22 protein-coding genes are annotated in these 26,639 nt (G+C 69.5%); 13 read left to right on the top strand and 9 right to left on the bottom strand.

The genetic code is table 11. The features are described from left to right. Window positions 1-25: 25 nt before the first annotated feature. Window positions 26-1,330, bottom strand: coding sequence for an ROK family transcriptional regulator (locus Pph01_RS29995; RefSeq protein ID WP_204076527.1), 1,305 nt, complete (start codon window positions 1,328-1,330; stop codon window positions 26-28). Between the two features lie 107 nt (window positions 1,331-1,437). Between Pph01_RS29995 and xylA the strand changes: the two genes are divergently transcribed. The 3 genes from xylA to Pph01_RS29980 all read left to right on the top strand — a co-directional run bounded on the left by xylA (window position 1,438) and on the right by Pph01_RS29980 (window position 4,918). After that, complete coding sequence (xylA, locus tag Pph01_RS29990; RefSeq protein ID WP_204076526.1) at window positions 1,438-2,583, top strand: xylose isomerase; 1,146 nt, start codon at window positions 1,438-1,440, stop codon at window positions 2,581-2,583. 109 nt (window positions 2,584-2,692) lie between these two features. Then, a complete protein-coding gene (gene xylB / locus Pph01_RS29985) occupies window positions 2,693-4,057 on the top strand; it encodes a xylulokinase (protein WP_204076525.1) in 1,365 nt (454 codons plus the stop codon). A gap of 117 nt (window positions 4,058-4,174) precedes the next feature. After that, window positions 4,175-4,918 carry a DUF998 domain-containing protein gene (locus Pph01_RS29980; protein ID WP_204076524.1) on the top strand — a complete coding sequence of 248 codons (744 nt, stop codon included), beginning with the start codon at window positions 4,175-4,177 and terminating at the stop codon, window positions 4,916-4,918. Window positions 4,919-4,920: 2 nt separating this feature from the next. Here Pph01_RS29980 and Pph01_RS29975 read toward each other — a convergent pair whose 3' ends face one another. The 4 genes from Pph01_RS29975 to Pph01_RS29960 are packed head-to-tail and all read right to left on the bottom strand — an operon-like array spanning window position 4,921 to window position 8,905. Continuing rightward, window positions 4,921-5,496 carry a GTP-binding protein gene (locus Pph01_RS29975; protein ID WP_204076523.1) on the bottom strand — a complete coding sequence of 192 codons (576 nt, stop codon included), beginning with the start codon at window positions 5,494-5,496 and terminating at the stop codon, window positions 4,921-4,923. Next, on the bottom strand, window positions 5,477-5,845 hold the full coding sequence (locus tag Pph01_RS29970) for a DUF742 domain-containing protein (protein ID WP_204076522.1): 369 nt from the start codon (window positions 5,843-5,845) through the stop codon (window positions 5,477-5,479). The genes Pph01_RS29975 and Pph01_RS29970 overlap by 20 nt, the downstream gene beginning before the upstream one ends. Before the next feature lie 13 nt (window positions 5,846-5,858). Continuing rightward, a complete protein-coding gene (locus Pph01_RS29965; protein ID WP_204076521.1) occupies window positions 5,859-6,266 on the bottom strand; it encodes a roadblock/LC7 domain-containing protein in 408 nt (135 codons plus the stop codon). Beyond that, on the bottom strand, window positions 6,263-8,905 hold the full coding sequence (locus Pph01_RS29960; RefSeq protein ID WP_204076520.1) for a sensor histidine kinase: 2,643 nt from the start codon (window positions 8,903-8,905) through the stop codon (window positions 6,263-6,265). Before Pph01_RS29960 ends, Pph01_RS29965 begins: the two co-directional genes overlap by 4 nt. A 111-nt stretch (window positions 8,906-9,016) precedes the next feature. Between Pph01_RS29960 and Pph01_RS29955 the strand changes: the two genes are divergently transcribed. The 4 genes from Pph01_RS29955 to Pph01_RS29940 all read left to right on the top strand — a co-directional run bounded on the left by Pph01_RS29955 (window position 9,017) and on the right by Pph01_RS29940 (window position 13,029). Further along, complete coding sequence (locus tag Pph01_RS29955) at window positions 9,017-9,823, top strand: SDR family NAD(P)-dependent oxidoreductase (RefSeq protein WP_204076519.1); 807 nt, start codon at window positions 9,017-9,019, stop codon at window positions 9,821-9,823. A 212-nt stretch (window positions 9,824-10,035) separates the two neighbouring features. Further along, window positions 10,036-11,142: an acyltransferase family protein gene (locus tag Pph01_RS29950; RefSeq protein ID WP_204076518.1), complete on the top strand. Its 1,107-nt coding sequence runs from the start codon at window positions 10,036-10,038 to the stop codon at window positions 11,140-11,142. A gap of 162 nt (window positions 11,143-11,304) precedes the next feature. Next, complete coding sequence (locus tag Pph01_RS29945) at window positions 11,305-11,505, top strand: NfeD C-terminal domain-containing protein (protein ID WP_203884393.1); 201 nt, start codon at window positions 11,305-11,307, stop codon at window positions 11,503-11,505. A 30-nt stretch (window positions 11,506-11,535) separates the two neighbouring features. Next, a complete protein-coding gene (locus Pph01_RS29940; protein WP_204076517.1) occupies window positions 11,536-13,029 on the top strand; it encodes an SPFH domain-containing protein in 1,494 nt (497 codons plus the stop codon). A gap of 119 nt (window positions 13,030-13,148) precedes the next feature. Here Pph01_RS29940 and Pph01_RS29935 read toward each other — a convergent pair whose 3' ends face one another. Both Pph01_RS29935 and wecB read right to left on the bottom strand, forming a co-directional pair. Next, window positions 13,149-15,200 carry a glycosyltransferase family protein gene (locus tag Pph01_RS29935; protein WP_204076516.1) on the bottom strand — a complete coding sequence of 684 codons (2,052 nt, stop codon included), beginning with the start codon at window positions 15,198-15,200 and terminating at the stop codon, window positions 13,149-13,151. Between the two features lie 60 nt (window positions 15,201-15,260). Further along, on the bottom strand, window positions 15,261-16,388 hold the full coding sequence (gene wecB, locus Pph01_RS29930) for a non-hydrolyzing UDP-N-acetylglucosamine 2-epimerase (protein ID WP_204076515.1): 1,128 nt from the start codon (window positions 16,386-16,388) through the stop codon (window positions 15,261-15,263). Window positions 16,389-16,558: 170 nt separating this feature from the next. Between wecB and Pph01_RS29925 the strand changes: the two genes are divergently transcribed. From Pph01_RS29925 to hisC, 6 genes are all read left to right on the top strand, one after another. Continuing rightward, entirely contained in the window at window positions 16,559-18,088 is a 1,530-nt protein-coding gene (locus Pph01_RS29925) for a glycosyltransferase family 4 protein (RefSeq protein WP_239117118.1), read from the top strand. Between the two features lie 98 nt (window positions 18,089-18,186). Next, window positions 18,187-19,449 (top strand): nucleotide sugar dehydrogenase, encoded by a 1,263-nt coding sequence (locus tag Pph01_RS29920; RefSeq protein ID WP_204076514.1) that lies wholly within the window; start codon window positions 18,187-18,189, stop codon window positions 19,447-19,449. A 27-nt stretch (window positions 19,450-19,476) separates the two neighbouring features. Then, window positions 19,477-20,550 (top strand): glycosyltransferase, encoded by a 1,074-nt coding sequence (locus Pph01_RS29915; protein ID WP_308441928.1) that lies wholly within the window; start codon window positions 19,477-19,479, stop codon window positions 20,548-20,550. A 47-nt stretch (window positions 20,551-20,597) separates the two neighbouring features. Further along, window positions 20,598-22,418, top strand: coding sequence for a DUF4434 domain-containing protein (locus Pph01_RS29910; RefSeq protein WP_204076512.1), 1,821 nt, complete (start codon window positions 20,598-20,600; stop codon window positions 22,416-22,418). A gap of 10 nt (window positions 22,419-22,428) precedes the next feature. Next, window positions 22,429-23,085: an NUDIX hydrolase gene (locus tag Pph01_RS29905; RefSeq protein WP_204076511.1), complete on the top strand. Its 657-nt coding sequence runs from the start codon at window positions 22,429-22,431 to the stop codon at window positions 23,083-23,085. A 164-nt stretch (window positions 23,086-23,249) separates the two neighbouring features. Beyond that, a complete protein-coding gene (gene hisC, locus Pph01_RS29900; RefSeq protein ID WP_204076510.1) occupies window positions 23,250-24,308 on the top strand; it encodes a histidinol-phosphate transaminase in 1,059 nt (352 codons plus the stop codon). Window positions 24,309-24,323: 15 nt separating this feature from the next. Here the strand turns inward: hisC and Pph01_RS29895 are convergent, their stop codons facing one another. After that, on the bottom strand, window positions 24,324-25,268 hold the full coding sequence (locus Pph01_RS29895) for an EamA family transporter (RefSeq protein WP_204076509.1): 945 nt from the start codon (window positions 25,266-25,268) through the stop codon (window positions 24,324-24,326). 56 nt (window positions 25,269-25,324) lie between these two features. Continuing rightward, on the bottom strand, window positions 25,325-26,554 hold the full coding sequence (locus Pph01_RS29890; RefSeq protein WP_204076635.1) for a GTP cyclohydrolase IIa: 1,230 nt from the start codon (window positions 26,552-26,554) through the stop codon (window positions 25,325-25,327). Between the last annotated feature and the right edge of the window lie 85 nt (window positions 26,555-26,639).

The following is a 26,639-nucleotide window of genomic DNA, read 5'->3' as shown; positions in this document are numbered from 1 at the left end:
AGACCTCGGGGGCTCGACGGGGACGTCAGGTCTGCAGCAGAGCGGCGGGGTCGGCGATGACGCGCTGGATGACCTGACCGGCGGCGCCGAGCGCGGCGGCCTCCGTGCCGAGCCGGGAGACCACCACGGGCGGCACCGCGTCGCGCATCTGGCCGAGCCGGGAGGTCAGTGTGGCGGTCACCGCCTCGCCGATCCAGGGGAACAGGGGCCCGTAGATCCCGCCGAGCACGATGGTGTCGGGGTCGACAAGGTTGATCGCGGAGGACAGGGCGACCCCGAGCGCCCACCCGGCCCGCTCGCAGGCGGCCAGGGCGGCCGGGTCCTCCGCCTCGAGCCGCGCGACGATCCGCGAGATGTCCCCGGCCGTCGTGCCGCCAGGGCTCGCCTGCGCGCCGCTTCCTGTGATCGCGCCGCCTCGGGTGCCGTTCCCCGTGGTCGGGGCCTGTGTGCCGTTTCCGGCCGTCGCGGCGGCCTGTGCGCCGGTCGTGTGCGGGTTCGCAGCCGGTGTGAGGCCGGTCGCCGAGGCGAGGGCGTCCTGGCTCGCGTACTGCTCGAGGCAGCCCCTCCCGCCGCATCGGCAGGCGGGCCCGTCGGGCGAGACGACCACATGGCCGAGCTCACCGGCGAAGCCGTGTGACCCCTGGAACAGCCGGCCGCGGACGACGAGGCCGGCGCCGATGCCGATCTCTCCCGAGACGTGCAGGAAGTCGGACAGCCCTGATCCGAACCACAACTCGCCCAGCGCGGCCAGGTTCGCCTCGTTCTCCACCTGGACGGGGAAGGGCAACTCGAGCAGCGCCGCGACCGGCACGTCGCGCCAGCCGAGGTTGGGGGCGTTGTGCACGGTCCCGGTCCGCTGGTCGACCGGGCCGGGGACGGCGAGGACTCCGCCGACCACCCGCAACCCCATGTCCACAGCGTCGTCCACAGCCTTCAGCGCGAGATTCCGGAGGAGTGCGACGACATCCCCAGGCTGTGCGAATCGGTTGTCCACAGCCTGTGTACGGCGGAGCCGTACCGTGCGGGACAGGTCGACCACGCGCACGGCCAGGTAGTCGACGTTGATCTCCAGTCCGACCGAGGCGACGTGCTCACCGCTGACGCGGACCACCACGCCGGGCCGGCCGCGCTCGCCGTCGCGCACCGCGCCCGTCTCGACCACCAGTCCGGCGTCTATCAGGTCGGCCACGAGCTTGGACACGGTCGTCTTGGTCAGTCCGGTGATCTCCGCCAAGGCGGCACGCGTCACCGAACCCCGGGAGTTCACCTCACCGAGGACGAGCGCCAGGTTCCGTGCGCGCATCGCGTCATGCCGTACGGCCTGTGCCATCACACCCTCCGGGGCCGGGAGTTGAAATCGTAGACATGAGCCACTTGACCTGTCGCACGCGGAGTCCGATATTTAGTCCACAACGTAGACTAATTCAGGAGGCGAACATGTACACCCCCACTCCCGAGGACAAGTTCACATTCGGGCTGTGGACGGTCGGCTGGCAGGCGCGCGACCCCTTCGGCGACGCCACCAGGGCTCCGCTGGACCCCGTTGAGAGCGTTCACCGGCTTGCCGAGCTCGGCGCCTACGGCGTGACGTTCCACGACGACGACCTGCTCGCGGTCGAGTCGGACCGGGGCAAGGCCATCGAGAGCTTCAAGAAGGCCCTCGCCGACACCGGCCTCAAGGTGCCGATGGCGACCACCAACCTGTTCACCCATCCGGTGTTCAAGGACGGCGGCTTCACGAGCAACGACCGGGACGTCCGCCGTTACGCGCTGCGCAAGGTCATGCGCAACGTCGACCTCGCCGCCGAGCTGGGTGCCACGACCTACGTGTGCTGGGGTGGCCGCGAGGGTGCGGAGTCCGACGCCGCCAAGGACGTCAGGGCCGCCCTGGACAGGTACAAGGAGAGCATGGACATCCTGTGCCAGTACGTGATCGACAAGGGCTACGACATCCGTTTCGCGCTCGAGCCCAAGCCGAACGAGCCGCGGGGTGACATCCTGCTGCCGACCATCGGGCACGCCCTCGGCCTGATCAGCATGCTGGAGCACCCGGAGATGGTGGGCCTCAACCCCGAGGTCGGCCACGAGCAGATGGCGGGCCTCAACTACGCCCACGGCATCGCCCAGGCGCTGTGGCAGGGCAAGCTCTTCCACCTCGACCTCAACGGCCAGCACGGTCCGCGGTACGACCAGGACCTGGTCTTCGGGCACGGCGACGTGAAGAACGCGTTCTTCCTCGTCGACCTCCTGGAGAACGGCGGCTACGAGGGCCCCCGGCACTTCGACTACAAGCCGCTGCGCACCGAGGACAGCGAGGACGTGTGGGTCTCCGCCGCCGCCAACATGCGGACCTACCTCATCCTCAAGGAGAAGTCCAAGGCCTTCCGGGCGGACCCCGAGGTCCAGGAGGCGCTCGCGGCCAGCAGGGTGCTCGACCTCTCCCAGCCGACCCTGGCCGAGGGCGAGACCTACGAGGACCTGTTCAACGACGACTTCGACCTCGACGCGGCGGCCGAGCGCGGCTTCCACTTCACGCACCTGAACCAGCTCGCGCTGGAGCACCTGTTCGGCGTCCGCGGCTGATGCGCGCGTTCGCGATGCGTGCTTTCACCGAGCACGCTTTCGCCAAGCGTGGTGTCGTGAAGCGTGATGTCGTGGTGCGGGCTGTCGTGATGCGAACCGGAGGACGGTCATGAGCCTGGTGGCGGGGGTCGACTCCTCGACCCAGAGCTGCAAGGTGGTGATCCGCGAGGCGGAGACCGGCGCGCTCGTGCGTGAGGGGCGCGCCACGCATCCGGACGGGACCGAGGTCCATCCCGACGCGTGGTGGGCGGCGTTGCGCACGGCGATCGAGCAGGCCGGCGGCCTGGACGACGTCGAGGCTCTGAGCGTGGCCGCCCAGCAGCACGGCATGGTGTGCCTCGACGACGACGGCGAGGTCGTGCGGCCCGCGCTGCTGTGGAACGACACCCGTTCCGCCAGGGCGGCGGCCGATCTGATCGCCGAGCTCGGCGGCGCCGACAAGTGGGCCGCCGCCGTCGGCAGCGTCCCGGTCGCGTCGTTCACCGTGACCAAGCTCCGGTGGCTGGCCGAGCACGAGCCCGAGCACGCGGGCCGTACGAGCTCGGTCTGCCTTCCGCACGACTGGCTGACGTGGAAGCTCGCCGGGCGGCCCGCCGAGATCACCACCGACCGGGGAGACGCCTCCGGCACCGGCTACTGGTCGCCCGCGACCGGGACCTACCGGACCGATCTCCTCCAGTCGGCGATGGGCGCCACTCCGGCGCTGCCCCGCGTGCTCGGTCCCGCGGAGCAGGCCGGCGTCGCCGGCTCCGTACGGCTCGCGCCGGGCACGGGCGACAACATGGCCGCCGCGCTCGGCGTCGGCATCGGTCCCGGCGACGTCGTCGTCTCGATCGGCACGTCGGGTACGGCGTTCGCCGTCACGGAGTCGCCGTCGGCCGATCCCTCGGGAGCGGTCGCCGGGTTCGCCGACGCGACCGGACGGTTCCTGCCGCTGGTGGCGACGTTGAACGCGGCCCGTGTGCTGCAGGCGGCCGCACGGATGCTCGGAGTCACCCAGGAGCGGCTGAGCGAGCTGGCCCTGCAGGCTCCGCCCGGCGCCGACGGCCTGGTGCTCGTGCCGTACCTGGAAGGGGAGCGCACGCCGAACCGGCCGGACGCGACGGGATCGCTGCACGGGCTGAGGCTGGCCACGGCCACCCCCGAGCACCTGGCCCGCGCGGCAGTCGAGGGCATGCTCTGCGGCCTCGCGGACGCGCTCGACGCGCTCGGGCTGTCGGCGAACAGGGTGCTGCTCATCGGCGGCGGGGCCCGTTCCGAGGCGGTCAGGCGCATTGCCCCCACCGTGTTCGGCGCGCCCGTTCTGGTGCCGAGCCCGGGTGAGTACGTCGCGGACGGGGCGGCCCGCCAGGCGGCGTGGCTGCTGTCAGGCGCTCCCGAGGCTCCGCGCTGGGAGGCGGCCGACACGGAGCTCTACGAGGCCGATGTCACGAAGGGACTCCGCGACCGCTACCGGGAGGCGAGCTCCGGCTGAGCTGGCAGGAGGCGAGGCCGGGAGCCGTACCCTGAGGCGACCCTGAGGGTGTGTCCGGGACATCTTGGGCGTTTACCCGGATGCCCGGACGCACCCGCGCGGGGGATCCTCGGAGGCATGGTCAAGAGGCTCTATCCCCTGATCGCCTGTGGCGGCATCCTGTTCGCGGTGATCTATGTGGTCACGGCTCAGGTGGCCGGAGACTCGGCTCTCGACCCGGTCACGATGACGATCAGCGAGTACGCCTCGCTGGACCGCGGCGCCGGGATCGAGGTGGCCATGGCGGTCCTCGGGCTCGCGTCTCTGGCGCTGACGGCCGGGATGCGTGCCGCCGGCGCCCCGATCGACGGCTGGCCGCGCGTCCTGATGACGGTCTGGAGCGTCTCAGTCATGGTGGCGGCGTTCGTGCCCACGACGGCAGCGGGGCAGGAGCCCGGCTGGGCGACCGGCGCGCACCTCGTCCTGTCGGCGGCGGCCTTCGTGAGCCTTCCGCTCGCGGCGACGCTCCTGGCCGGGCGGCTGGGGCAGGACGAGCGGTGGAGCCCGGCGGCGCGGCCGGTCGAGTGGCTCGCCCTCGCCGGCGGGCTGGGGCTCGCGGCCATCACCTATGTCGCCCTGCCCGGGCACGGTGTGATGGTGGGCCTGGTGGAGCGGCTTCTCCTCACCACCGAAGTGGCGGTCCTCCTGGTGCTCGCCGTACGGCTGCTGTGGCTCACCTGGGCGGGGACGCTGCGAGGAGTGGCCTACGTGCGGCGGGGGCGGTTCGTGACCGTCGGGGAGGGGGCCGATGTGCGGCCGCTGGAGTCGGCGGGGGCCCCGGGGGCCCTGTCGTCCGCAGGACCCCCGAAGCTCGCCGCGTGACCTCAGCGCTGGGCGGCCGTCAGGGTCTTCAGCGCGTGCTCGACCAGCGTGACGAGCACCACCTTGGCCGACGCCCGCCTGCGGACGTCGCAGAGCAGCACCGGGACCTCGGGGTCGAGGTCGAGCGCGACCCGCACGTCGTCGGGCTCGTGGCGATCCGCGCCGTCGAAGCAGTTCACCGCGACGATGAACGGCGTGCCACGCTGCTCGAAGTAGTCGATGGACGGGAAGCAGTCCGTCAGGCGACGGGTGTCGGCCAGGACGACCGCTCCCAGGGCGCCGTAGGACAGCTCGTCCCACATGAACCAGAAGCGCTCCTGCCCGGGGGTGCCGAACAGGTAGACCACGAGGCCTTCGCGGATGGTGATCCGGCCGAAGTCCATCGCCACGGTGGTGGTGGTCTTCCCCTCCACCCCGTCGATGTCGTCCACACCGACGCTGCGGTCGGACAGGATCTCCTCAGTGCGCAGGGGACGAATCTCGCTGATGGCGCCGACCAGCGTGGTCTTGCCGACGCCGAAGCCGCCGGCGACGAGGATCTTCAGAGCGACCGGCTCGTCAGAGGGCGCGAAGGCCATTGATCACTTCCTTGAGAATGCGCTCGCTGGGCTGCGGCGCGACCTTGACCGGAGGCCGTACGACGATCAGCCCTTGGTCGTGCAGATCCCCGATCAGGACGCGGACCACGCCAAGCGGCAGGTCGACGTCGGAAGCGATGTCCGCGACCGACGCCCCCGAGCGCGCGATCTCCAATATCCGCCGTTGCTCGGGACCGATGGTCGTGTCCCCGGGCGGCGGCGTTCCTGTCGACCTCACCATCGCGATGAGGTCGAGATTGTCACCGGAGGACCGCGCGCGGCCCCCCGTCAGGGCGAAAGGCCGGACGACGGGTCCGGCCTCCTCGTCCATCCAGCGCGGCCCCGTCATGCGGCGCCCCGGTTCATTGCGGGGTCCGCCGCGGGTTCGTCGAGATGTGCTGGCCGACCCGCTTGACGAGCATGGCCATCTCGTAGGCGATGTGGCCGACGTCCGCGTCGGACGCCGCGAGCACGGCGAGGCAGGTACCCTGCCCTGCGGCCGTCACGAACAGGAACGCCGACTCCATCTCGACGATGGTCTGGCGCACCTCGCCGCCGCCGAAGTGACGTCCGGCGCCGCGGGCCAGGCTCTGGAATCCCGCGGCGACGGCGGACAGGTGTTCCGCGTCCTCACGGCTCAGCCCTTGGGACGCGCCGACGACGAGGCCGTCCGTGGAGAGGATCACCGCCTGGCGGACGGCGGCGACCCTGCTGATGAGATCGTCGAGCAGCCAGTTGAGCTCGCCGGTCGACGTCGCTTTGCCGGTCATTCGTCACCCTTCTCGCCCTGCGCGTTGTTTGCGAAGCTTCCGTACTCCTGGCCATCCGGCTGCTCGGAGTTCTCACGGCCCCGGCGGGCACCCGCCTGGAAGGCGGAGAACATGGCCCTCGCCTCTTCCGGCGAACGCTCTTCGGGATCCGGTGTGGGCGCCCCCAGCGGCTGCGACCCTTCGCGGAGCTGAGGAACGATGTTGGCCTGCCGTACTCGACGGGGCAGTCCCGCGTGCGTGCCGTTCGCGGTGGAGGTCGCCTGGGCCGCAGGCCTCGTCGGCTCCGCGGCGGGAACGCCTTCGCGGACCGTGCGGTCGCGAGTCGTGCGCTCCCGCATGGGGAGGCCGTTGACGGTGGCTCCGTTCGACGACGAGCGGGGGCCGCCGTCCGACGGGTCCGCGAACGCGCCCACCCGCCGCCCGTCGAAGCCGGGAGCGGACAGGGAGTCCGGTGCGACCTTCCGCCCGCCCGACGCCGGCTCGTCGTCGGGGAGGTCGTCGCGCGCCGCGGAGGGGACGGCCTCGGTCCGCAGCGCGGCGGGCGTGAAGAACGGGGAGGTCTCCGGGCCGGACTCCTCGGCCGCCTGAGGAGCCGCGGTGTCGGGGACCACCGTCTGGGGGCTTGCGGGCTGGAGGGTCGGCTCCCGCTCGGCCGGCTCCGCGGCGGCCGGCGCCGCGATGGCGCGCTTGCCGTTCGTTCCGGCGCTCACGGCGTATGCCACGGAGCCGGCCATCGCCTCGGGGGATCCGTCGTCGGCCACCAGGGCCCGCGGCATGAGCACGATCGCGGTCGTGCCGCCGTACGGCGAGCCGCGGAGCAGCACGCTGATGCCGTAACGCGCGGCGAGCTGGCCGACCACGAAGAGCCCGAGGCGGTCGCTGTCGGCCAGGTCGAACTCTGGCGGGTTCGCCAGCCGCTCGTTGATGTCGGCGTACTCCTCGGGCGTCAGCCCCAGACCGCGGTCCTCGATCTCGATGACCAGCCCGTTGGCGACGACCTCGCCGCGCACCAGCACCTTGGTCTGCGGCGGGGAGAAGATCGTCGCGTTCTCGAGCAGCTCGGCCAGAAGGTGGACGACGTCCGCGACGGCGGAGCCCGTCATGGACGCGTTCGGCATCGTCGGCAGGGAGATGCGGGTGAAGTCCTCGACCTCGGAGATGGCCGCGCGGACCACGTCCATGACCGGCACCGGCTTGCGCCAGGAACGGCCGGGCGCGGCGCCGGAGAGGATGATCAGACCCTCCGCATGACGGCGCATGCGGGTGGTCAGGTGGTCGAGCCTGAACAGGTCCTCCAGGCTCTCCGGATCCGCCGACCGGCGTTGCATGGAGTCGAGGAGGGTCAGCTGACGGTGGAGCAGGCTCTGCTTGCGCCGGGCCAGGTTGAGGAACATCTGGCTGATGCCGCGCCGCAGGTTGGCCTGGCCGACGGCGGCCTCCACGGCCGTGCGCCGCACCGTGCTGAACGCGTTGGCGACGTCCACGACCTCGCTCGAGCCGGTCGCCTTGATCGGCGGCGCCGCCGCTTCGACGTCGACGTCCTCGCCTCGGCGGAGCCGGTCGACCACGTCGGGCAGCCGTACGTCGGCGAGGTCGAGAGCGGCCTCGCGCAGGCCGGCGAGGTCGCCGACGAGACGGCGGCCGAAGCGGACGGAGAAGATGATCGTGGCCAGGATCGCCACCAGGCCGAGCCCGCCGGCGATCGCGATGCGGCCGACGATGCCGGTGGCCGCCGAGGTGGCCTCCGCGGTGAGCGCGTCGGTCGCCTTGACCCGCGACGTGTCCAGCCGGGAGTCGAGAGAGTCGACGGTGGGAGCCCACTTGTCACGGTCGATGGCGTACAGGCTGCCGGAGGTCTGCGCCACGACGCCGTCCTCGAGCGTGGTGAAGCGGTCGTAGAGCTCGGAGTTCAGCACGTCCTCGTACGGCTGCCGCATGCCGCCCTTGAGGATCGGACGGTACTTCAGATAGATGAACCGGCGGTTGGCGGCCCATTCCGCGAAGGCCTTGTGCTCGTCGCGGGTCAGCCGGCCGCCGCTCATGATCGTGCCGCGGACCAGGGCGTCCTCGCGGGCGATCATCTCGTAGGCGTTGCCCATCGCCTGCATGGCGCTGGCCTGCTGGAAGATGGCCAGGTCCGGCACCGAGACGAGGCGGTCGTAGAGCCCGAACAGCTCGTCCATGACCCCGTTGTAGGCGTTCATCGCCTCGAGCCGGTCGAACTTGCCGAGTGTGACGGACTCGCGGATCGACGGCAGGCGGTCGAGCGAGGCGAGCAGGGAGTCCATCGGCGCCTTGAGGTCGGAGCCGAGGGCGCCCGCGTCCTCCTGCTCGTGCACGGCCTTGTCGAAGGCGTCGATCGCGGCGCTGGTCTTGCCCTGCTGCGAGGTGACCGCGGGTGAACTCGTCTGGCCTGCGCTGAGCATCCGGATGGTGAGCCCGCGCTCGGCCTGGATGTGCAGGCCGAGGTCGGCGGAGGTCACGCCGATCGCGTCGTACAGCGATTTGGCGCGGAGGAGGGTCACCCCGTCGCCGACCGTGAGCTTAAGGACAAAGCCCCACAAAGCGCTCAACATGAGCAACGGGAGGAGCAGCAACAAGAAGATCTTGAACCGAATCGACCGGTTTCTGGAACCCATGGCCACTCCTGCAGTGCGTGGAGGCTCGCGCCGCATTTATGGGGAAATGCACCTCCGGAAGATCGCATAGGAGACTAGCACCGATACTGTTCTGGCGCAGTGGAGGTTCTGATGATTACTGTGCTTACTGGGGCCAGTGCCGGAATCGGTGCAGCTGTTGCGCTTGATCTCGCAAAGCAGGCGCACCAACTAGTGCTTGTGGGACGCACCCCCGCCAGGCTGGAGGCGGTCGCCGACCGTGTCGCCGCCGTCACCGGAACCGCGCCCGCGACCTTCCAGGCCGACTTCGCGGTCCTGGCCGACGTCCGCAAGCTGGCGGACGAGCTGCTCGCGCGCTACGAACGCATCGACGTGCTCGTCAACAACGCGGGCGTGATGACGACCCGGCGGGAGCGGACCGCCGACGGGCACGAGCTCATGATGCAGGTCAATCATCTGGCCCCCTTTCTTCTGACGAACCTGTTGCTCGACCGTCTGAAGGAGTCGTCCGCGCGGATCGTCACGACCTCGTCGCGGGCGGCCAGGACGGGCAGGATCGACCCCGCCGACCTGTCCCGGGATCGCCGCCGGTGGAGTGGATGGCTGCAGTACGGCGACACCAAACAGGCGGGCGCCCTGTTCACCGTCGGGCTGGCCGAGCGCGGGCTGGCGGCCACCAGCCTGCATCCCGGCGTGCTCGACACGGGCTTCGCCCCGGGCACGCTCTTCATGAAGTTCCTCACCGTCGTGCCGGGGATGGCCGAGCCGCCGGAGGCGGGGGCGAGGAGGATCGTCCATCTGGTGACCCAGCCCGACGGGGTCGACCACCCGGGCCGGTTCTTCGTCAAGAACGCCCCCGCGGCCGTGCCCCGCACGATGACCGACCCCGCACTCGCCGAGGCCCTCTGGAAGGCCGGCCAGACCGCCTGCCACCTCTGACCTCTCACCCCCGTGATCATGCGCACATTCGGTGAGATGCCGGCTGAGCTGCGCGAGCCCATGCCGTGATCAAGCACGAATTCGTATGAATGCGGCCTGAGCTGCGCACATTCCGTTTATGATCATGTAGATAAGTGGTCGTTGATCGTTACGGCAAAATTTGTTCGCCGTTACCTATCACGACATACGCGCAGTCGATAGGGTCCGGCACCGTGACCGCGTCTCCCGCCGCCTCTTTGAAGCCTGGCACGTCCGCTCGTGACCCCCTGCTGGACAACGCCAAGTACCTGGCCATCCTTCTCGTGGTCTGTGCCCACCTCATCGAGAATCTGCGGGATGTGAAGGGCGCGCACGCCCTGTACTTCTTCGTATACCTCTTTCACATGCCGCTGTTCATTGTTATTAGCGGCTACTTATCGCGAAATTTCACCTTCTCTGCGGGTAAGGCGAGGAAGCTCATCAGCGGCCTCGCCGTGCCGTACGTGATCTTCGAAACGCTGTATTCGATGCCGCGTTTCCTCCTGTACGGCAAGCTGGAGATCAGCCTGCTCGATCCGTACTACCTGACGTGGTTCCTGATGTCGCTCTTCCTGTGGCGGCTCTCCACGCCGGTGTGGCAGCAGCTGCGGTGGCCGCTGGTGGTCGCCGTCGGCCTGTCGCTCCTGTCGGGGACGAGCGCGTTGCCGGACGAACTGTCGATGAACCGCACGCTCGGGCTGCTGCCGTTCTATGTTCTCGGGCTCATGCTGAAGCCGGAGCACTTCGACATCCTGCGGCAGCGGTGGGCGAGGATCGCCGGGGCGGCCGTCCTCGTCGTGGGGCTCGCCGTGGCCTTCGCCGTACACATGAAGGTGCCGACCGAGTGGATCCGCTGGCGGCACGCGAACTCGGCGATCGGCGTGGACGACCTGACGGGCAGTCTGACCCGGCTGGCCCTGCTGGCGACGGGTGCGCTGCTGGTGGCCGCCTTCATCGCGATCACGCCGAGGCGCCGTGTGTGGTTCACCGGGCTGGGCGCCGCGACCATGTACGCGTACCTGCTGCACGGTTTCGTGGTCAAGGTGCTCGAACGGTTCTACAACCGGCTGGACACTCCGCTCGGGGTCACCCTGGTGATCGTCTTCGGCGTGGTCCTGGCGACCGTGCTCTGTACGTGGCCCGTCCGGTTCCTGACTAAATGGGCGGTTGAGCCGAACATGTCCTGGGCCTTCACCAAACTCCGGCGTCCGGAGTCCCAGGTCAAGGACGGATCGCCGGCGCCCGCCGTGCCGAGCGGCAGTGAAAGCGAGCAGTCCCGCGAGCCTGCCGTACACGGGTGAGTCCTTCTTTGTGCCGACAAGGCGTATTGCCTGGTCATATGTGAATCGGCTGAACGTCGTACGACGGACACGTCGGTACATCTCCTTTGAATACTGACGTATCTGTTTCTGACGAGTAACCTGCGTATTCGCAGTGAATGCGAAGACGACGGGGTGACACGGGTGGTCGGCAGGCAGGGCAGAGTCACGGGCAAGATCGGTCCGGGCCTTGTCGGTGAGGTCATGGTGCCGATCCGCGGGGGGGTAGAGGCGTTCTACGCCTATCCGAGCGTGCCCGACGAGGAGATCCCGGTGGGGTCGATCGTCGTTGTCGTGGAGTATTCACCGCCACGTTCGGTCTATGTCGCGCGCGCGATCGCCTGACCATCCACTCCCCACGTCGCGGAGGCTCGCATGCCTACGGAGTTCGCCGTTCTGGGCGGCGCGATCGTCGTCGCCCTCGTCGTCATCGTCTTACTGTTCAAGGCCATCTGGCGGGTGGCCGAGCCGAACGAGGCGATGATCATCTCTGGGCTCGGCGCCCGGTCGAGAACCGAATTGGCCGACAGCCTGGGCTTCAAGATCGTCACAGGTAAGGGCACCGCCGTCCTGCCCGGCTTCCAGACCTCGCGCCGGCTCAGGCTGGACAGCCGCGCGGCCAACCTCCAGGTCTCGTGCGTCACCCAGCAGGGCATCCCCGTCCAGGTGCGCGGCGTGGTGATCTACAAGGTGGGCGACGACTTCGCCAGCATCGCCAACGCCGCCCGGCGCTTCCTCGACCAGCAGGACTCGATGAACGGCGCCATCCACGAGCTCTTCACCGGCCACCTGCGCTCGATCATCGGCAACCTCACCGTCGAGGACCTCATACTGAACCGCGAGCGGCTGACCAGCGAGACGCGCAGCTCCGCCGCCGACGAGATGAGCAAGCTCGGGCTGGTCGTGGACTCGCTGCAGATCCAGGAGATCGACGACGAGACCGGCTACATCACGAACCTGGGCAAGCCGCACGCCGCCAAGATCGCCGCCTCGGCTCGCATCGCCGAGGCGCAGCGGGACCAGGAGGCGACGGAGGCCGAGCAGGTCGCCGCGGCCAAGAAGGCCGCCGCGATCCGCGAGTCGCAGATCCAGCAGGCCGGGTACCAGGCCGAGGTCGACCAGGCCGCGGCCAAGTCGCGGCAGGCCGGCCCCCTGTCGGAGGCCACCGCCCGCCAGGAGGTCGTCGTCCAGGAGACCAGGGCCGCCGAGCTGGAGGCCCAGCTGGCCGAGCAGCGACTCCAGTCCCAGGTCCGCAAGCCCGCCGACGCCAAGGCGTACGAGACCGTGACGCTCTCGCAGGCCGAGCGCGACGCCCGCATCGCGCAGGCGGAGGCCGAGGCCAAGGAGACGGAGCTGCGCGCGGTGGCGCAGGCGTCCCAGGTCAAGCAGGCCGCGGCCGCGGAGGCCGAGTCGGTACGGCTGCGCGGAGAGGCCGCCGCGGCGGCGACGAAGGCGACCGGAGTCGGTGAGGCGGAGGCGGCGAAGGCCCGGGGCCTCGCCGATGCCGAGGCGGCGAGGGCTCGCGGTCTGGCCGAGGCGGAGGCCGCCAAGGCCCGCGGTCTGGCCGAGGCCGAGGCGATCCGGGCCCGGTCCGAGGCGCTGGCCGAGAACCAGGAGGCCGTCATCGCGCAGCAGTTGGCCGAGAACTGGCCGCAGATCGTGGAGGCGGGCTCCAAGGCGTTCGGCAACGTCGACCACATGGTCGTGCTGAACGGCGCGCAGGGGATCGAGGAGATGCTGGCCAAGGCCCTGACGCTGGGTGGAACGGGCCTCGGCCTGGCCCGCTCCCTGCTCGCCAAGGGAGGGTCCGCGAGCGTCAACGGCTCCGAAGCCCCCGCGTCCCCGATCACCCCCGAGCCCCGGGCGTGATGATCATGCACCGGTTCGTGGACGGCCTGTGTGAGCAGGCCGTCCCCAGGCCGTGATCATGCAGCGCTCGGGGCTGCGCATTCACGAACCCGTGCATGATCACCCCAAGGTTGCGGGGGTCAGATCATTACGTGGGCTTCTGGGCTGCCGACGAAGGCGAATTGCGCGTTGCGGGTCAGCACGTGGTCGGCGGCCTGCCAGGTGTGGAGGGCGGCGTCGGAGTTGCGCATGTAGACGAAGTTGAACCGGTCTGCCGAGTAGATGGAGACGCCCTCCTCCTGGCAGCGCAGGATCAGGTTGGTGTCCTCGCCCGTGTTGAGCGGTTCGAAGAGCATCGACCGCATGAGATCGGCCTTGGCGGTGATCGTCCCGCCCTGGACGAGATGGGTGTAGCGGTGCTCAAGCCCGGGGAGGCGGAACACGGTGACGTCCTGGTGGGAGAAGTAGGTGTAGTGCCCGCCCTTGCCCACCAGCTCCGCGTCGCTGTAGTCGAAGGCGCGCAGCAGGTCGGACAGGTAGTGCTCGCCGTAGAGGTTGTCGTCGTCCATCTTGGAGATGAGCTCGCCCTCGGCGTGCGCGATCCCGTGGTTGAGCACCTCGCCCAGCGTCCATGAGGCGTCGGCGTTCAGCACCTTGACCGCCGGGACGCCCGCCGCCAGCGCCTTCTCCCTGATGACGTTCGTGTCCTCGGACAGGCCGTGCAGGACCAGCACGAGTTCCAGGTTGCGGTGCTTCTGCCGCGCGACCTGGCTGATCGCGTGCTCGATCTGGCCGGGCCGGTTGGTCGGCAGGACGATGGACACCGACCGCGACCGTGAAACGACCGGCCGGCCGATATCGGCGAGGATCTGGTCGACGCGGTGCGAGAACAGGTGCTTGTCGAACACCTCGCGCATGGCCAGGTGTCCCTGGCGGGCCCGCAGTTCGGGGCTGTTGATGAAGTACAGCGCCAGGTTGTAGGCCTCTTCCTCCGTGTGGGCGACGGGGATGAGCGGGCCGAAGGTCTCCTCGATCGCGCGGGACCAGCCCGACAGCACGGTGGTCGAGCAGGCCGACAGCTCGAAGACCCGCCGGGCGCACATGGTCGGTGAGTCGATCACCGAGTTCACGTTCAGGAAGACCTTGTACATCCGGTACGCGGCCAGCATCTGCTCGTACGGAAGTTCGCCCACGATGTGGGGGCGGTACTCCTCGGGCCACGCGTACTTGTCGTCCACCGTGCCGTTGCGGGCGAAGATGTGCAGGCCGAGCTTGCGGACCGGGGCGAGGATCGTCTCCATCTGCTCGCGCCGCTCGGGGTGCTTGTCCCGGAAGTACATGCCGCCGAACACGATGTCGTACGGCCGGCCCTCCCGGGTCTGGATGGGGTTGTGGATCCGCGGCTGGGCCGCGAACTGCAGGACTCCCACCCTGTCGTGACCCAGAATTTCACGATATTTCGGCACCATGTCGCCGTCGCACGTATACACGTAGTCGAACAGCTTGGCCGTGTCGATGAAGAAGTCGAAGTTCGGCGGGTCCTCCTTGTTCCAGAAGACCGTGGGGATGCCCTCCTGCCTGCACCAGTCGAGGAGGTCGCGCAGCTCCTGCTTGGGGGCGTTGGTGCCGGTCATCTGGTAGCGCCACCTGGTCTGGTTGCCGTGCCAGGCCGACTCGCAGAACAGCATCTCGGGGCGCTTCTCGGCGAAGATCTCCCGCCAGTCGTTGAGACCGAACTCGATCTGGTCCCACTCGTAGCGGAACGCCATGCGGGAGAAGTCGTCCAGAATCACGGCGACGCGCATGTCGGGCCGCACGACGGGGCCGTCCGGCCACTCCAGGCTGGGGATCTCGACCTCGGGTCCCCGCGCCTTGGCGAGTGCGACGGCCTGGGTCACCGGCAAGGGCGCCTTGGGACCGTTGCCTCGCTTGATGGCCTTGCCCAGATCCCGGGGAAGGCGGGTGTACTCGTTGGACTTCGCGGCGACTCTGAGCGCCTGGACGACCCGGAAGGGACGGTTGGCCTTGAGCTTGTAGAGCGCGTTGTCGGTGCGGGCCTGCTGGGTGGCGAGCTTCGTCTCCAACTCGCGGATCCGCTTCTCGTAACGCTCGACGGTCTTGCGCTCCTCGGGCAGCCAGTTCGCGGGGCCGAGCCGCTGGAAACGGGGGGCGTCCTGAGAGTTCTCAGCCAATGCTTCGTCCCTTTATGTAAGAGCCTCGTGCGGTGGCCGACGCCACCTTCCGACGGGGACCTAGCCGACCTTGCCTTTGGCGGCCGGGGAAAGATTGTCGCCACGCAGCCAGGCCGCGATGACACGCGCGATCCTAGGTCCCGCCGCGCCGTCCCATAGTGGCGGAAGCTCGCCGCTCGGTGTCGTCGCGCCGTCCGCGAGCGCCTTTGAGGCGGCGGCCGGAAGCGAGGAGGGCGTCACGAGCCGGTTGGTGCCGTGGGTGACGGTGATCGGCCGTTCGGTGTTCGGCCGGATGGTCAGGCAGGGGATGCCGAGCATTGTCGTCTCCTCCTGCACGCCGCCGGAGTCGGTGACGACGAGCGCGGCGCCCCGGACGAGAGACAGGAAGTCCACGTATCCGAGCGGATCCACGATCTTGAGGTTGGGCCGGTCGACCAGTCCCGCGTCGGCGAGCCGCTGCCGTCCCCGCGGGTGCAGCGGCACCACGACGGGCACCTGCTCGGCCACCTCGAGCACCGCGTCCACGAGTTCACGCGCCGCCGCGGGGTCGTCCACGTTGGCCGGCCGGTGGAGGGTCGCCACCGCGTAGGCGCCGGAGACGCCGAGGCGTGCCTGGACGGGCGCGGGGTCGAGGGTGGGCAGCGCGGAGAAGAGGCTGTCGATCATCGGGTTGCCGACGAGGTGGACCTTCGCCGGGTCCACGCCCTCCGCCGCCAGGTGCGACAGGGCCTCCGGCGAGGTGGCGAACAACATGTCCGAGAGCGCGTCGGTGACGACCCGGTTGACCTCTTCGGGCATCTCCCGGTCGAACGAGCGCAGGCCCGCCTCCACGTGCGCCGTCGGGATGTGCAGCTTCGCGCAGACGAGGATCGCGGCGAGCGTGGAGTTCACGTCTCCGTAGACGACGACGAGCGACGGGGAGTGCTCGGTCATGACGTCTTCGAGGCCGGTCAGCAGGGCCGCCGTCTGCCGGGCGTGCGTTCCCGAGCCGACACCGAGATTGGCGATGGGCTCCGGCAGTCCCAGGTCGGCGAAGAAGACGTCCGACATGAGAGCGTCGTAATGCTGACCGGTGTGAACGATGCCCTGGCGGACTCCGAGTTCGGTCAGCGCTCTGACCACGGGGGCCGCTTTGACGAAGTTGGGCCGGGCGCCCAGAACGTGTAGAACGAGGGCGTTCTCGGTCATTACCTCGCCTTTCGTATAAGCCTAGGCCAATCCGGAGCCTATGGTACGGTCACGCCGTGGAATCCGAGGCCATCACGCCCTCCAAGGTCTCAGCCAAGTCGGCGAAGGCCGGTATTCGGGGCTTTCTTCGCGGATTTGTGAAGAATCCAGTCGTCGTCTCGCGGGTTTTCGTGAGCAAGGTCACGTCCGACCCCGCTCGGGTCGCGCATGCCGCCGCCGATGCCGTGCCGACTCGGATGCGCCCCATGGTGGGCTGGGTCGCCCGTCCCGCCAGGCTGACCGTGCTCAAGATCATGAGCCCCGCGCTGAACAAGGCGAAGGCCGAGTTCGACGCCGGACGGATGACGGAGGCCATCGATCTGCTGCGCCCGCGCACCAGATGGCCGTTGGTCCGCAAGAGGATCGCGTTCTACGAGGGAGAGCGGGCGGCCATCGGAGCCGACCCCATCCCGCCCAAGCCCAAGGTCATCATGGGCGAGCGGGTGACCGGCCGGGTTCTGCACATGGTCACCAACGCGTTGCCGTACACGCAGGCGGGCTACACCGTCCGCACGCACCGCATCGTCACGGCGCAGGCCAAGGAGGGGCTCGACCCTCACGTCGTGACGAGCTGGGGCTGGCCGATGCTCCAGGGGCACGCCGAGGCCACGCCGTACGAGGAGATCGACGGGATTCCCTACTACCGGCTGCTGCCGAAGGGCGAGGTCCCGTTCGAGAGCCGGGGCCGCATGATCCGCGGCGCCGCCGACGTGTCGGAGCTCGTCCGCACTCTCAGGCCGCAGGTGCTGCACGCCGCGACCGACCACCGCAACGGCTCGGTCGCGCTCGCCGTGCGCGAGCGCACCGGCACGCCCTTCGTCTACGAAGTGCGCGGCTTCCTCGAGGAGACCTGGACGTCCAGGGACCCGGCTCGCGTCGGCAGTGAGCGCCACCTCATGCAGCGCGACCGCGAGGCGCACATCATGCGTGAGGCCGACGCGGTCGTCACACTGGCCGAGACGATGGTCGCCGAGATCGTCGAGCGTGGAGTCCCCCGCGAGCGCATCCACCTCGCGCCCAACGCCGTGAACGACACGCTGCTCACCGCGGACTACGACGGCGCCGCGTTCCGTGACATGTACGGCATCGCCAAGGACGAGATCGTCGTCGGGTCGGTGTCGAGCATCGTGGGCTATGAGGGGTTCGCCACCCTGCTGAGCGCCGCGGCCCTGCTGCGGGACGCGGGCACGCCGATGAAGGTCCTGCTCGTGGGTGACGGAGCCGAGCGGCCCGCCCTGCTCGACCAGGTCGAGCGCCTCGGCCTGAAGGACCTCGCGATCCTCCCTGGCCGAGTGGGCCCCGAGGAGGCGCTCCAGGCGCAGGCGGCCATCGACATCTTCGCCTGCCCCCGTGAGGACCTCCGGGTGTGCCGCCTGGTGACTCCGCTGAAGCCGGTCGAGGCGATGGCGCTCGGCAAGCCCGTCGTCCTGAGCGACCTGCCCGCGCTCTCCGAGCTCGTGGGCGCCGACGGCGCCGGCCTGCTGGTGCCGCCGGGCGACCCGGAGGCGTTCGCGAAGGCCCTCGCGGCCCTGCGGGACGACCCGGAGCGGCGGCGCGTCATGGGCGAGGCGGGCAGGGCCGAGGTGGCCGCCCGCCGCACGTGGAGTAGCCTCGCGCGGACGTACCGCGGGATCTACGAGACACTGACCGAATCGAGATAAACCCCCCAAATACGGATGCGCCGGTTTAGGCATTCTTGGTGTTAACTTGGGATAGCCTTTGACACCATGAAGTGTTGTCTCTCCACCCAGGTAGCATCGTGACCGGCTTCGATCTCACGATCATCGGGCTGGGTTACGTGGGTATGCCGCTGGCCAAAGAGGCCACGGCCGCCGGGCTCCGGGTTGCAGGTCTCGACGTCGACCCCCGCAAGGTCGACGCGCTCAACGCAGGCCGTTCGTACATCGACGACCTGACCGACGCCGATCTTGACGCGATGATCTCGGGTGGCTTCACCGCCACCCTGGACGCGTCGGTGCTGGCACAGTCGCGCACCATCGTCATCTGTGTGCCGACTCCCCTTGACGAGGACCACCGTCCCGACCTGTCCGCCGTCGAAGGCGCGACACGGACGGTCGCCGAGCATCTCCAGCCGGGAACGCTCGTGGTCCTCGAATCAACCACTTGGCCCGGCACCACGGACGAGGTCGCGCGGCCGATCCTGGAGAAGTCCGGGCTCGTCGCGGGCATCGACTTCCATCTGGCGTTCTCCCCGGAGCGGATCGACCCGGGCAACGCCAAGTTCGGGCTGCGTAACACGCCGAAGGTCGTCGGCGGCTACACGAGCGCCTGCAAGGACAGGGCCAGCGCCTTCTACGGGCAGTTCGTCGAGCGTGTGGTGCCGGTGAGCGGCACGCGTGAGGCGGAGATGGCCAAGCTGCTCGAGAACACCTACCGTCACGTCAACATCGCTCTGGTCAACGAGATGGCGATCTTCTGCGACGAGCTCGGCGTGAACCTGTGGGAGTCCATCGAGGCGGCCGCCACCAAGCCGTTCGGATTCCAGAAGTTCCTTCCCGGTCCGGGCGTGGGCGGCCACTGCATCCCCGTGGACCCGTCCTACCTGTCGTACACGGTCCGCAAGCTGGGCTACCCGTTCCGGTTCGTCGAGCTGGCGCAGGAGATCAACGAGCGGATGCCGTCGTACGTGGTGACTCGCGTGCAGCGTCTGCTCAACCAGACGCGCAAGCCGGTGAACGGCTCTCGCGTACTGCTCCTCGGCGTGACGTACAAGCCAGACATCGCGGACGAACGGGAGACGCCCGCGATCCCAGTGGCGGAGGCGCTGCTGGAACTGGGCGCCGAGCTGTCGTTCTGCGACCCGCACGTCAAGGAGTGGACGGTCAAGGGGGAGCCGGTCCAGCGCGAGGCGGATCTCGCCGAGGCGCTGGCGAAGGCCGACATCACCGTCCTGCTCCAGCAGCACGCGGTGTTCGACCTCGACCTCATCGAGGAGCGGTCCAATCTTGTGCTCGACACGCGGGGCGTGCTCACCACGAGCGATCGCGTCGAGCGGTTGTAGGGGGGTTCGTCCGTGCACGTGCTCGTCATGACGGTGGTTCATCACCCCGAAGACGCCCGGATCCTGCACCGGCAGATCCGTGCGCTCGTCGATGCCGGTCATGAGGTCACGTATGCCGCGCCGTACACCGCGCGCGGCGCCGTTCCACGTTCCTGGGTGACAGGCGTCGACCTGCCCCGGGCCGCGGAACGGCGCCGCGTCACGGCCGTACGGGCCGCGCGCCGGCTCTTCAAGAGCATGCGCGGCCGCGTCGACCTGGCGCTCATCCACGACCCGGAGCTGCTCCTGGCGGTGGCGGGGGTGCGCAAGCGCCCGCCCGTCGTCTGGGACGTGCACGAGGACACTCCCGCAACACTGTCGCTGAAGCCGTGGCTGCCCGCCTTCCTCCGCCCGCCGGTGCGCTTCCTGGCCCGGCTGATGGAGGCGACGGCGGAACGCCACCTGCATCTGCTGCTGGCGGAGACCGCCTACACCGGGCGGTTCCGCAAGCCGCATCCCGTGGTGCCGAACGACACCTGGGTGCCGGACACCGTCAGCCCGCCGGGGGACGACCGGGTGGTCTACCTCGGTTGGTTATCGGAGGCCCGCGGGGTCCACGAGGCCGTCGAGGCGGCCCGCATCCTCCAGCGGCACAAGGTGACGGTCGAGCTGATCGGTTACGCCGACCCGAGGACCCGCCCGGTCCTGAAGGAGGCGGTCGAGCAGGGAATCCTCGAATGGCGTGACTTCATGCCGAACGACGAGGCCCTGAAGCGGCTCGACGGCGCCCTCGCGGGGCTCTCGCTCCTGCACGACGAGCCCAACTATCGCCACTCCATGCCCACGAAGATCGTGGAGTACATGGCACACGGAGTCCCGGTCATCACCACGCCCTCGCCGCGAGCCGTTGAGCTTGTGGAACGTTACCGATCCGGGGCCGTGGTCCCCTGGCGGGACGCGGAGGCCATCGCGCGAGTCGTGCTCCGGCTGCGTGACGACGCGGTGGAACGGGCGGAAACGAGTGCACGGGGCTACGCCGCCGCGCGGGCGAACCACCACTGGCCGAACTCGGCGCCGCGGTTCGTCGGGCACCTGGAGGAGTGGGCGGGCGTTAAGAGTTAAGACGTCGTATGCGATCTGTCTTACTCGACGGGCGGTAGTGTTCCAGCGTGCGCGGCCTTTCTGTGATCATGGGCTTGGTGGTCCTCCTCGGCGTCGCCGTCGCCGTGACCGTGTTCCGGCATGACCCAGGGAAGTCCCGCGCCGCCGAAGTGCGGACGACCGGTCCGGCCGTCGCCAAGAGCACGAAGAGTCCGAGTCCGAGCCCGACTCCGAGTGCAGATCCTTGCGGCACGTCCAATGCGCCGTCGCCCGTGAAGTACCCGGTGACCGGCTTCTGGGTGATGCCGAACAAGGACGCCTGCACCTGGCAGCGCCAGTTCGAGGGGGTCCATCGAGTCGGTGGCGACACCGTCATACGGTTCGGATTCAAGCTCTCGCCGCGCGGCCTCGACGCCCAGGGCCGGATCCTGACGGAGGGCTCCCCGAAGAAGGCCAAGCCCGACTCCCGCTACGCCAAGTGCGAGGAGAACGGGTCCGCCTGCGCGCGGGCGGCGGAGAAGGACCTCAAGGCCGCCAACCCCGCCAACAGGCTCAGCCGCATCTACGTCTACGACACCGATGAGCAGTACGGCCCGAGCATCTTCCGCTGCCCGTCGATGGAGCACAAGATCACTGTCGGCGACGCGGTCTTCTACCGGCTGATCGTCTCGCCTGACGGGTCGGACGCCGGCACCTGCGACTTCTCCAAGGGATCCGGCTACGACCTGATCCTGATCTCGGGCGGTAAGACGGACAGCCTCAGCAAGCTGCTCGCCCTGGGTGACCGGTTCGGCATCAAGGTCTACCCCTCGTTGCCCCCCTCGCCGCGTGATCCGAAGACGTTCCAGGCCGACGTGCAGCACATCGGTCCCCTCACGGCGCTGACCCGGCGCGTCATGCGGGACTACGCCAAACGTTTCAAGGGACGTGAGTCCCTGGGCGGCGTGTATCAGACCTACGAGCTGGCGCTGAGGGACTGGCCCGAACCGGATCGGGTGGGGACCCTCCGGGTGTACACCGCGCAGAACCGCGTCGTCCGAGCGGAGTTGCCGGGCGTGCCGATCCTGGTCAGCCCGTACATGGACGCCCGCAAGAAGCTCAGCTACTCCCCGACGCCGGCTCAGGTCGCCGAGGGCTTCAAGGTCCTCGCCAAGACCGGTGTCGACATCATCGCGCCCCAGGACGGCAGGGGCACCGGCAAGCTGGGCCTGTTCTGGCCGAACTGGACGGACCGGCCGGTGGACTCGCGGCTCAAGCCCATCGTGGGTGACACGACGTACGCCAAGGCCTACATCGCGGCGACCCGCGGCTACTTCGGGGCGATGTCCGTCGCCCGCGACGAACTGGCCAAGGAGGGCGTGGACGTCCAGCTCTGGGCCAATCTCGAGGCGTTCCAGCCGACGCCGGTGGGGCGCTGCGGCGACCAGGACGCCCGTGGCAACATCGACAAGCCGCGACTCGACACCCAGGTGACGCTCGCCGGGCCGTACGTCTCGAAGATCATCTCTTACATGTGGAGCGGGTTCTACACCTGTGGATCGCCGCCGCTGTCGAAGCAGATCGCCGACGACTGGGACCGGCCGATCCCCATCGCCGCGAGCAGGCAGTCGCGGCAGCTCCGAGACGGGCTGCAGATCACCGGGTACCACCTCGGCGACGCGGTGGTCAGCATGTCCTGGGACAAGCTCAAGGAGCCGCGGAAGATCGAGCCCGCGAAGGTCGGCTCGTATGACGCCACGCCGATCGCCGGGCTGCCCCGGGGCGCGGAGAGGATCTGGGTCCCGCTCGACTGGTCCACCGTCCCCAAGGACGCCTGGGTGCAGGTCGAGGTGACGTCGCCGGACGGACGCAAGGCGGCGGAACCGGTTTATTACGCCAACGGCGTGTAGCGTGCCTTCCATGATCCCGCGAATACCGGTCAGCGTGGATCTGGTCGTCCTCACTGTCAGGAGCCAGGAGCTGAGCGCGCTCGTATGGCGGCGTGACAATCCACCGTACGAAGGCCGCTGGGCGCTGTCGGGCGGGTTCATCCAGCTGGAGGAGGACCTGCCCGCCGCTGCCGCCCGCGTCCTCGCCGAACGCGCCGGGCTTCCCGGCGCCCCCGTCCATCTGGAGCAACTCCAGACGTACGGATACCCCGACCGGGATCCCCGCCAGCGGGTGGTCAGCGTGGCCTACCTCGGGCTCGCCCCCGACCTGCCGGCGCCCACCGAGGCGCACATGAGCTGGCAGCCGGTCGCCTCGCTGACGGACATGGCGTTCGACCACCGCCGGATCATGCTCGACGGGGTCGAACGGGCCAGGGCCAAGCTGGAGTACACCTCGCTGGGCGCGGCGTTCTGCCCGTCGGAGTTCACCGTGGCCGAGTTGCGACGGGTGTACGAGATCGTTTGGGGCCGTCCGCTCGACCCGCGGAACTTCCACCGCAAGGTGACCAAGACCGAGGGCTTCCTCATGCCCACCGGACGTACCACGACCAGGGACGGCGGCCGACCGGCCATGCTCCACCGCCGCGGCCCCGCCGTGCTCCTCCACCCCCCCATGCTCCGCGTCTGACCTGCGACTTCGCCATTCGTGATCTGGCAATCGACCTCCTCCCGCATGATCACGCCCAGGGTTGGCGCAGGTCGGAGCGGTCGTCTCCGAGCCTGTGCATGATCACGGGGAAAGTGCTGGAGGGGGCGTATCTGGGTGGGGGACGTATCTCCTAAGGTAAGGACATGCCTCGTTTCCGCGCGATTCTCGACACCATGCCGGCCTACAAGCCGGGCAAGACCATGGTTTCCGCAGAAGGCCGGTCGTTCAAGCTCTCCTCAAACGAGAGCCCGTACGAGCCGCTGCCCTCCGTCGTCGAGGCGATCGCGAAGGCGGCCACCGAGGTCAACCGCTACCCCGATCCCGCTTCTGTGAAGCTCACCGAGGCGCTCGCGGCCCGGTTCGGCGTGCCGTTCGACCACGTCGCCCTGGGCGGGGGTTCGGTGGCCGTGGCCCAGCAGCTGCTTGAGGCCGTCGGGGAGCCGGGGGCCGAGGTGATGTACGCCTGGCGGTCCTTCGAGGCCTACCCGACGCTCGCCAGCCTCGCCGGAGTCGTCTCGGTCGAGGTCCCCCTCGTGGACGAGACCCACGACCTTGACGCCATGGCGGACGCGGTGACGCCGCAGACGCGCCTGATCTTCGTCTGCAACCCGAACAACCCGACCGGCACGGTCAACCGTTCGGCCGAGTTGCGGCGCTTCCTCGACCGGGTGCCCGAGAACGTGCTGGTGGTCCTGGACGAGGCCTACCGGGAGTACGTCCGGGACGCCGACGTGCCCGACGGGCTGACCATCTACCGCGAGCGGCCCAATGTCGCGGTCCTGCGGACGTTCTCCAAGGCGTACGGCCTGGCCGGCCTCCGGGTCGGTTATCTGATCGGCCACACTCCGGTGGCGGCGGCCGTCAGGAAGACGTTGCTGCCGTTCGCGGTCAACCACCTCGCGCAGGCCGCGGCCCTGGCGTCCCTCGACGCCGAAGGCGAGCTGCTCGAGCGGGTCGAGACCGTCGTCAAGGAGCGGACCCGTGTGCGGGAGACCCTGATCGCGCAGGGCTGGACGGTGCCCCCCACCGAGGCCAACTTCGTGTGGCTGCGTCTCGGCGACCGCACCATGGAGTTCGCCGACCTGTGCGCCGAAAGCGGCGTGGCCGTCCGTCCCTTCGCCGGTGAGGGTGCGCGCGTCTCGATCGGCGACGTGGAGGCCAACGACACCTTACTCGCCGCCGCCGAGGCGTTCAGGCGCTGACCGCGCGGGCGGAGCTCACGTCCGAGGCTCCGGGGAGCCGACGCGAGGCGACGGCGCATCCGATTGAACCGCCGGTGAGCGTCTCTCGGTGGAGACCACGAGGGCCACGCCGACCACGATGAGCGCTCCGGCGAGCAGCATGCCGTGCGTCACCTGCTCGCCGACGACGACCATGCCCAGGAGCACCGCCACCACCGGGTTCACGTACGCGTAGGTCGACACGAGAGAGATCGGCGCGTTCCCCAGCAGCCAGACGTACGACGTGAAGGCGACCAGCGATCCGGCGACGACCAGGTAGGCCACGGCCAGCCACGATCGCCCGGTCACGGCCCCCAAGTCGAGGCGCTCGCCGAACGCGGTGCCGAGCACCAGGAGACCCGCGCCTCCGGCGACCATCTCGATGGTGCTGGCCATGAACGGATCCTTCGGCATCGAGATCCGCGGCGACAGGAACGAGCCGAGCGACCAGGAGATCGAGGCCAGCAGGATCACGAGGATCCCGACGGTGCCCGCCGACGTCCCGCCGCCCAGCGACAAGCCCGCCACGCCGACGAAGCCCACGAGCACTCCGGCCATCGTCAGCAGGTGCGGCCGGTCGCGGACGACCATCCGCAGCACGATCAGCCACAACGGCACCGACGCCACGAGCAGGGCGGCCAGGCCACTGGAGATGTACTGCTCCGCCAGGGCCACCATGCCGTTGCCGGCGGTGAGCAGGAGCAGCCCGACCAGCGCCGCGCTGCCGAACTCCCGCCAGGTGATCCGGAACGCCGCGAACCCCTTGCGGGCGAGCAGCACCGTCCCCAGGATCAGCGAGGCCGTGATGAAACGGAGCCCGCCGCTCAGTAGGGGAGGGATGCTCTCGGTGGCGAACTTGATGCCGAGATATGTCGAACCCCAGATCACGTAGACAGCGCCAAGCGCCAACCAGACCCGGATGTCACGACCGTTCCGTCCCATGGGTCATGACAATATCGCCTGAACCAGACAATACAGGCGGCGCACCTGCCGAAGGCTCAGCGGCTCAGCTTCTCCACGATCAGCCGGTACAGCTGACGCGGCCGGCCGGGCTGCGGAGTGCGGTTCGGCGGAAGCGGCCACGCGAGTCCCTCGTCAACCAGCGTGCGCAACAACCGCCGAGCCGTACGGGGTGTGACGCCGAGCATGCGCCCCGCCCCCTCCGCGTCCACGACCGTGTCCCCGCCCTCGAGCTTGGCGGCCAGGCGGGCGAGCACCTCGACGCCGCGGGGCTTGGCCGGCCCGCCCGACTGGGGAGGCATCCGGGGCGGCGGCACGAGCGCCCTGCCCTCCCGGTCCACCGCGAAGCCCTGAGCCTGCTTCCCGCCCTGGCTCCGGGTCAGCGCGCCCCGTGCGTGCGTCTCGGCGTCATGGGTCGTACGGCCCATGCCGACACCCACCTCGACGGCCAGTCCCAGCTCCTCGCGGATCCTGGCCGCGAACGGAAGGACCCGGAAGCCGTCGGTGGCCGCGGCGATCGAGCCCTTCGTCGCCACCACCAGATAGCTGTGGTCGTCGATGGGCCACACGCTCGCGTTGATCCGGTTGGCCTCCTGAACCAGCAGCCGATGCAGGGACAGGCGCAGTTCGTCGCGCCAGTAACGCGGGGAGGCCCGCCGTACGGGCTCGCGCAGCGTCGGAACCTCCACCAGGATGACGGTGAGCTGGGACTCCTCCAGCCGGTGCCGGGCGCCCAGCAGGCCCGCCGTGTGCAGAGCGGAGCGGATCGCGGCCGACGTCGGCCGGATCGGGATGGCCGGCATCCCCGCGGCGGACAACCGGTCGGCGACGCCCTGGACGCACGTCAGCACGCCCGTGGTGACGCCCTGACGCAGCAGCCGTTCGTGGAAGGCGGTGATGGTGCCCGTGGCCCCCGGCTCGTCACGGCTGTGGACATCCCCGGAGGGGAGGTTCAGATCGGAGTACGCCTCATCGATCTCCGACCGGCTCAGCACGTCGATGCTCACCCGCCGGGGATCGATGCGGTCGTCCAGCATCGCGCGCGCGATCGCGGAGACCAGCGCGGCGCCGCCGAGTTGCACGTGCGTCGCGGGCACCGTAAGGACCCCCGCACGCCGGGCCAACTCGAACGGGACCGGGCTGGCGAACAGGCAGGCGTCCACGCCGGGACCGAGCCGGGTCACCTTGTCGGCCGCCTCCTGCTCGTCCCGATAGGCGGCGGCGACCAGCCGGCAGGGTACCGGAGCCGCCGCATGCCCCATGAGCATCACCCGCTCGACGAGGTCGTGCGACCCCACCACTCCGATCGTGAGATCCGGCGTCCCCGCGCTCAGGCGCGACCCGCGCGGAGTC

The sequence above is a fragment of the Planotetraspora phitsanulokensis genome (assembly GCF_016863295.1).
GTDB classification, from domain to species: domain Bacteria; phylum Actinomycetota; class Actinomycetes; order Streptosporangiales; family Streptosporangiaceae; genus Planotetraspora; species Planotetraspora phitsanulokensis.
The sequence above is the reverse complement of the archived record's forward strand: the minus strand, read 5'-3'. Positions and strand labels throughout refer to the sequence as shown.

Excerpts from the sequence above, each read along its gene's own strand:
- Pph01_RS29995 (WP_204076527.1), bottom strand. The coding sequence starts at position 1,330 with ATGGCACAGGCCGTACGGCATGACGCGATGCGCGCACGGAACCTGGCG.
- xylA (WP_204076526.1), top strand. The coding sequence starts at position 1,438 with ATGTACACCCCCACTCCCGAGGACAAGTTCACATTCGGGCTGTGGACG.
- xylB (WP_204076525.1), top strand. The coding sequence starts at position 2,693 with ATGAGCCTGGTGGCGGGGGTCGACTCCTCGACCCAGAGCTGCAAGGTG.
- Pph01_RS29980 (WP_204076524.1), top strand. The coding sequence starts at position 4,175 with ATGGTCAAGAGGCTCTATCCCCTGATCGCCTGTGGCGGCATCCTGTTC.
- Pph01_RS29975 (WP_204076523.1), bottom strand. The coding sequence starts at position 5,496 with ATGGCCTTCGCGCCCTCTGACGAGCCGGTCGCTCTGAAGATCCTCGTC.
- Pph01_RS29970 (WP_204076522.1), bottom strand. The coding sequence starts at position 5,845 with ATGACGGGGCCGCGCTGGATGGACGAGGAGGCCGGACCCGTCGTCCGG.
- Pph01_RS29965 (WP_204076521.1), bottom strand. The coding sequence starts at position 6,266 with ATGACCGGCAAAGCGACGTCGACCGGCGAGCTCAACTGGCTGCTCGAC.
- Pph01_RS29960 (WP_204076520.1), bottom strand. The coding sequence starts at position 8,905 with ATGGGTTCCAGAAACCGGTCGATTCGGTTCAAGATCTTCTTGTTGCTG.
- Pph01_RS29955 (WP_204076519.1), top strand. The coding sequence starts at position 9,017 with ATGATTACTGTGCTTACTGGGGCCAGTGCCGGAATCGGTGCAGCTGTT.
- Pph01_RS29940 (WP_204076517.1), top strand. The coding sequence starts at position 11,536 with ATGCCTACGGAGTTCGCCGTTCTGGGCGGCGCGATCGTCGTCGCCCTC.
- wecB (WP_204076515.1), bottom strand. The coding sequence starts at position 16,388 with ATGACCGAGAACGCCCTCGTTCTACACGTTCTGGGCGCCCGGCCCAAC.
- Pph01_RS29915 (WP_308441928.1), top strand. The coding sequence starts at position 19,477 with ATGACGGTGGTTCATCACCCCGAAGACGCCCGGATCCTGCACCGGCAG.
- Pph01_RS29905 (WP_204076511.1), top strand. The coding sequence starts at position 22,429 with ATGATCCCGCGAATACCGGTCAGCGTGGATCTGGTCGTCCTCACTGTC.
- hisC (WP_204076510.1), top strand. The coding sequence starts at position 23,250 with ATGCCTCGTTTCCGCGCGATTCTCGACACCATGCCGGCCTACAAGCCG.
- Pph01_RS29895 (WP_204076509.1), bottom strand. The coding sequence starts at position 25,268 with ATGGGACGGAACGGTCGTGACATCCGGGTCTGGTTGGCGCTTGGCGCT.
- Pph01_RS29890 (WP_204076635.1), bottom strand. The coding sequence starts at position 26,554 with ATGCTCATGGGGCATGCGGCGGCTCCGGTACCCTGCCGGCTGGTCGCC.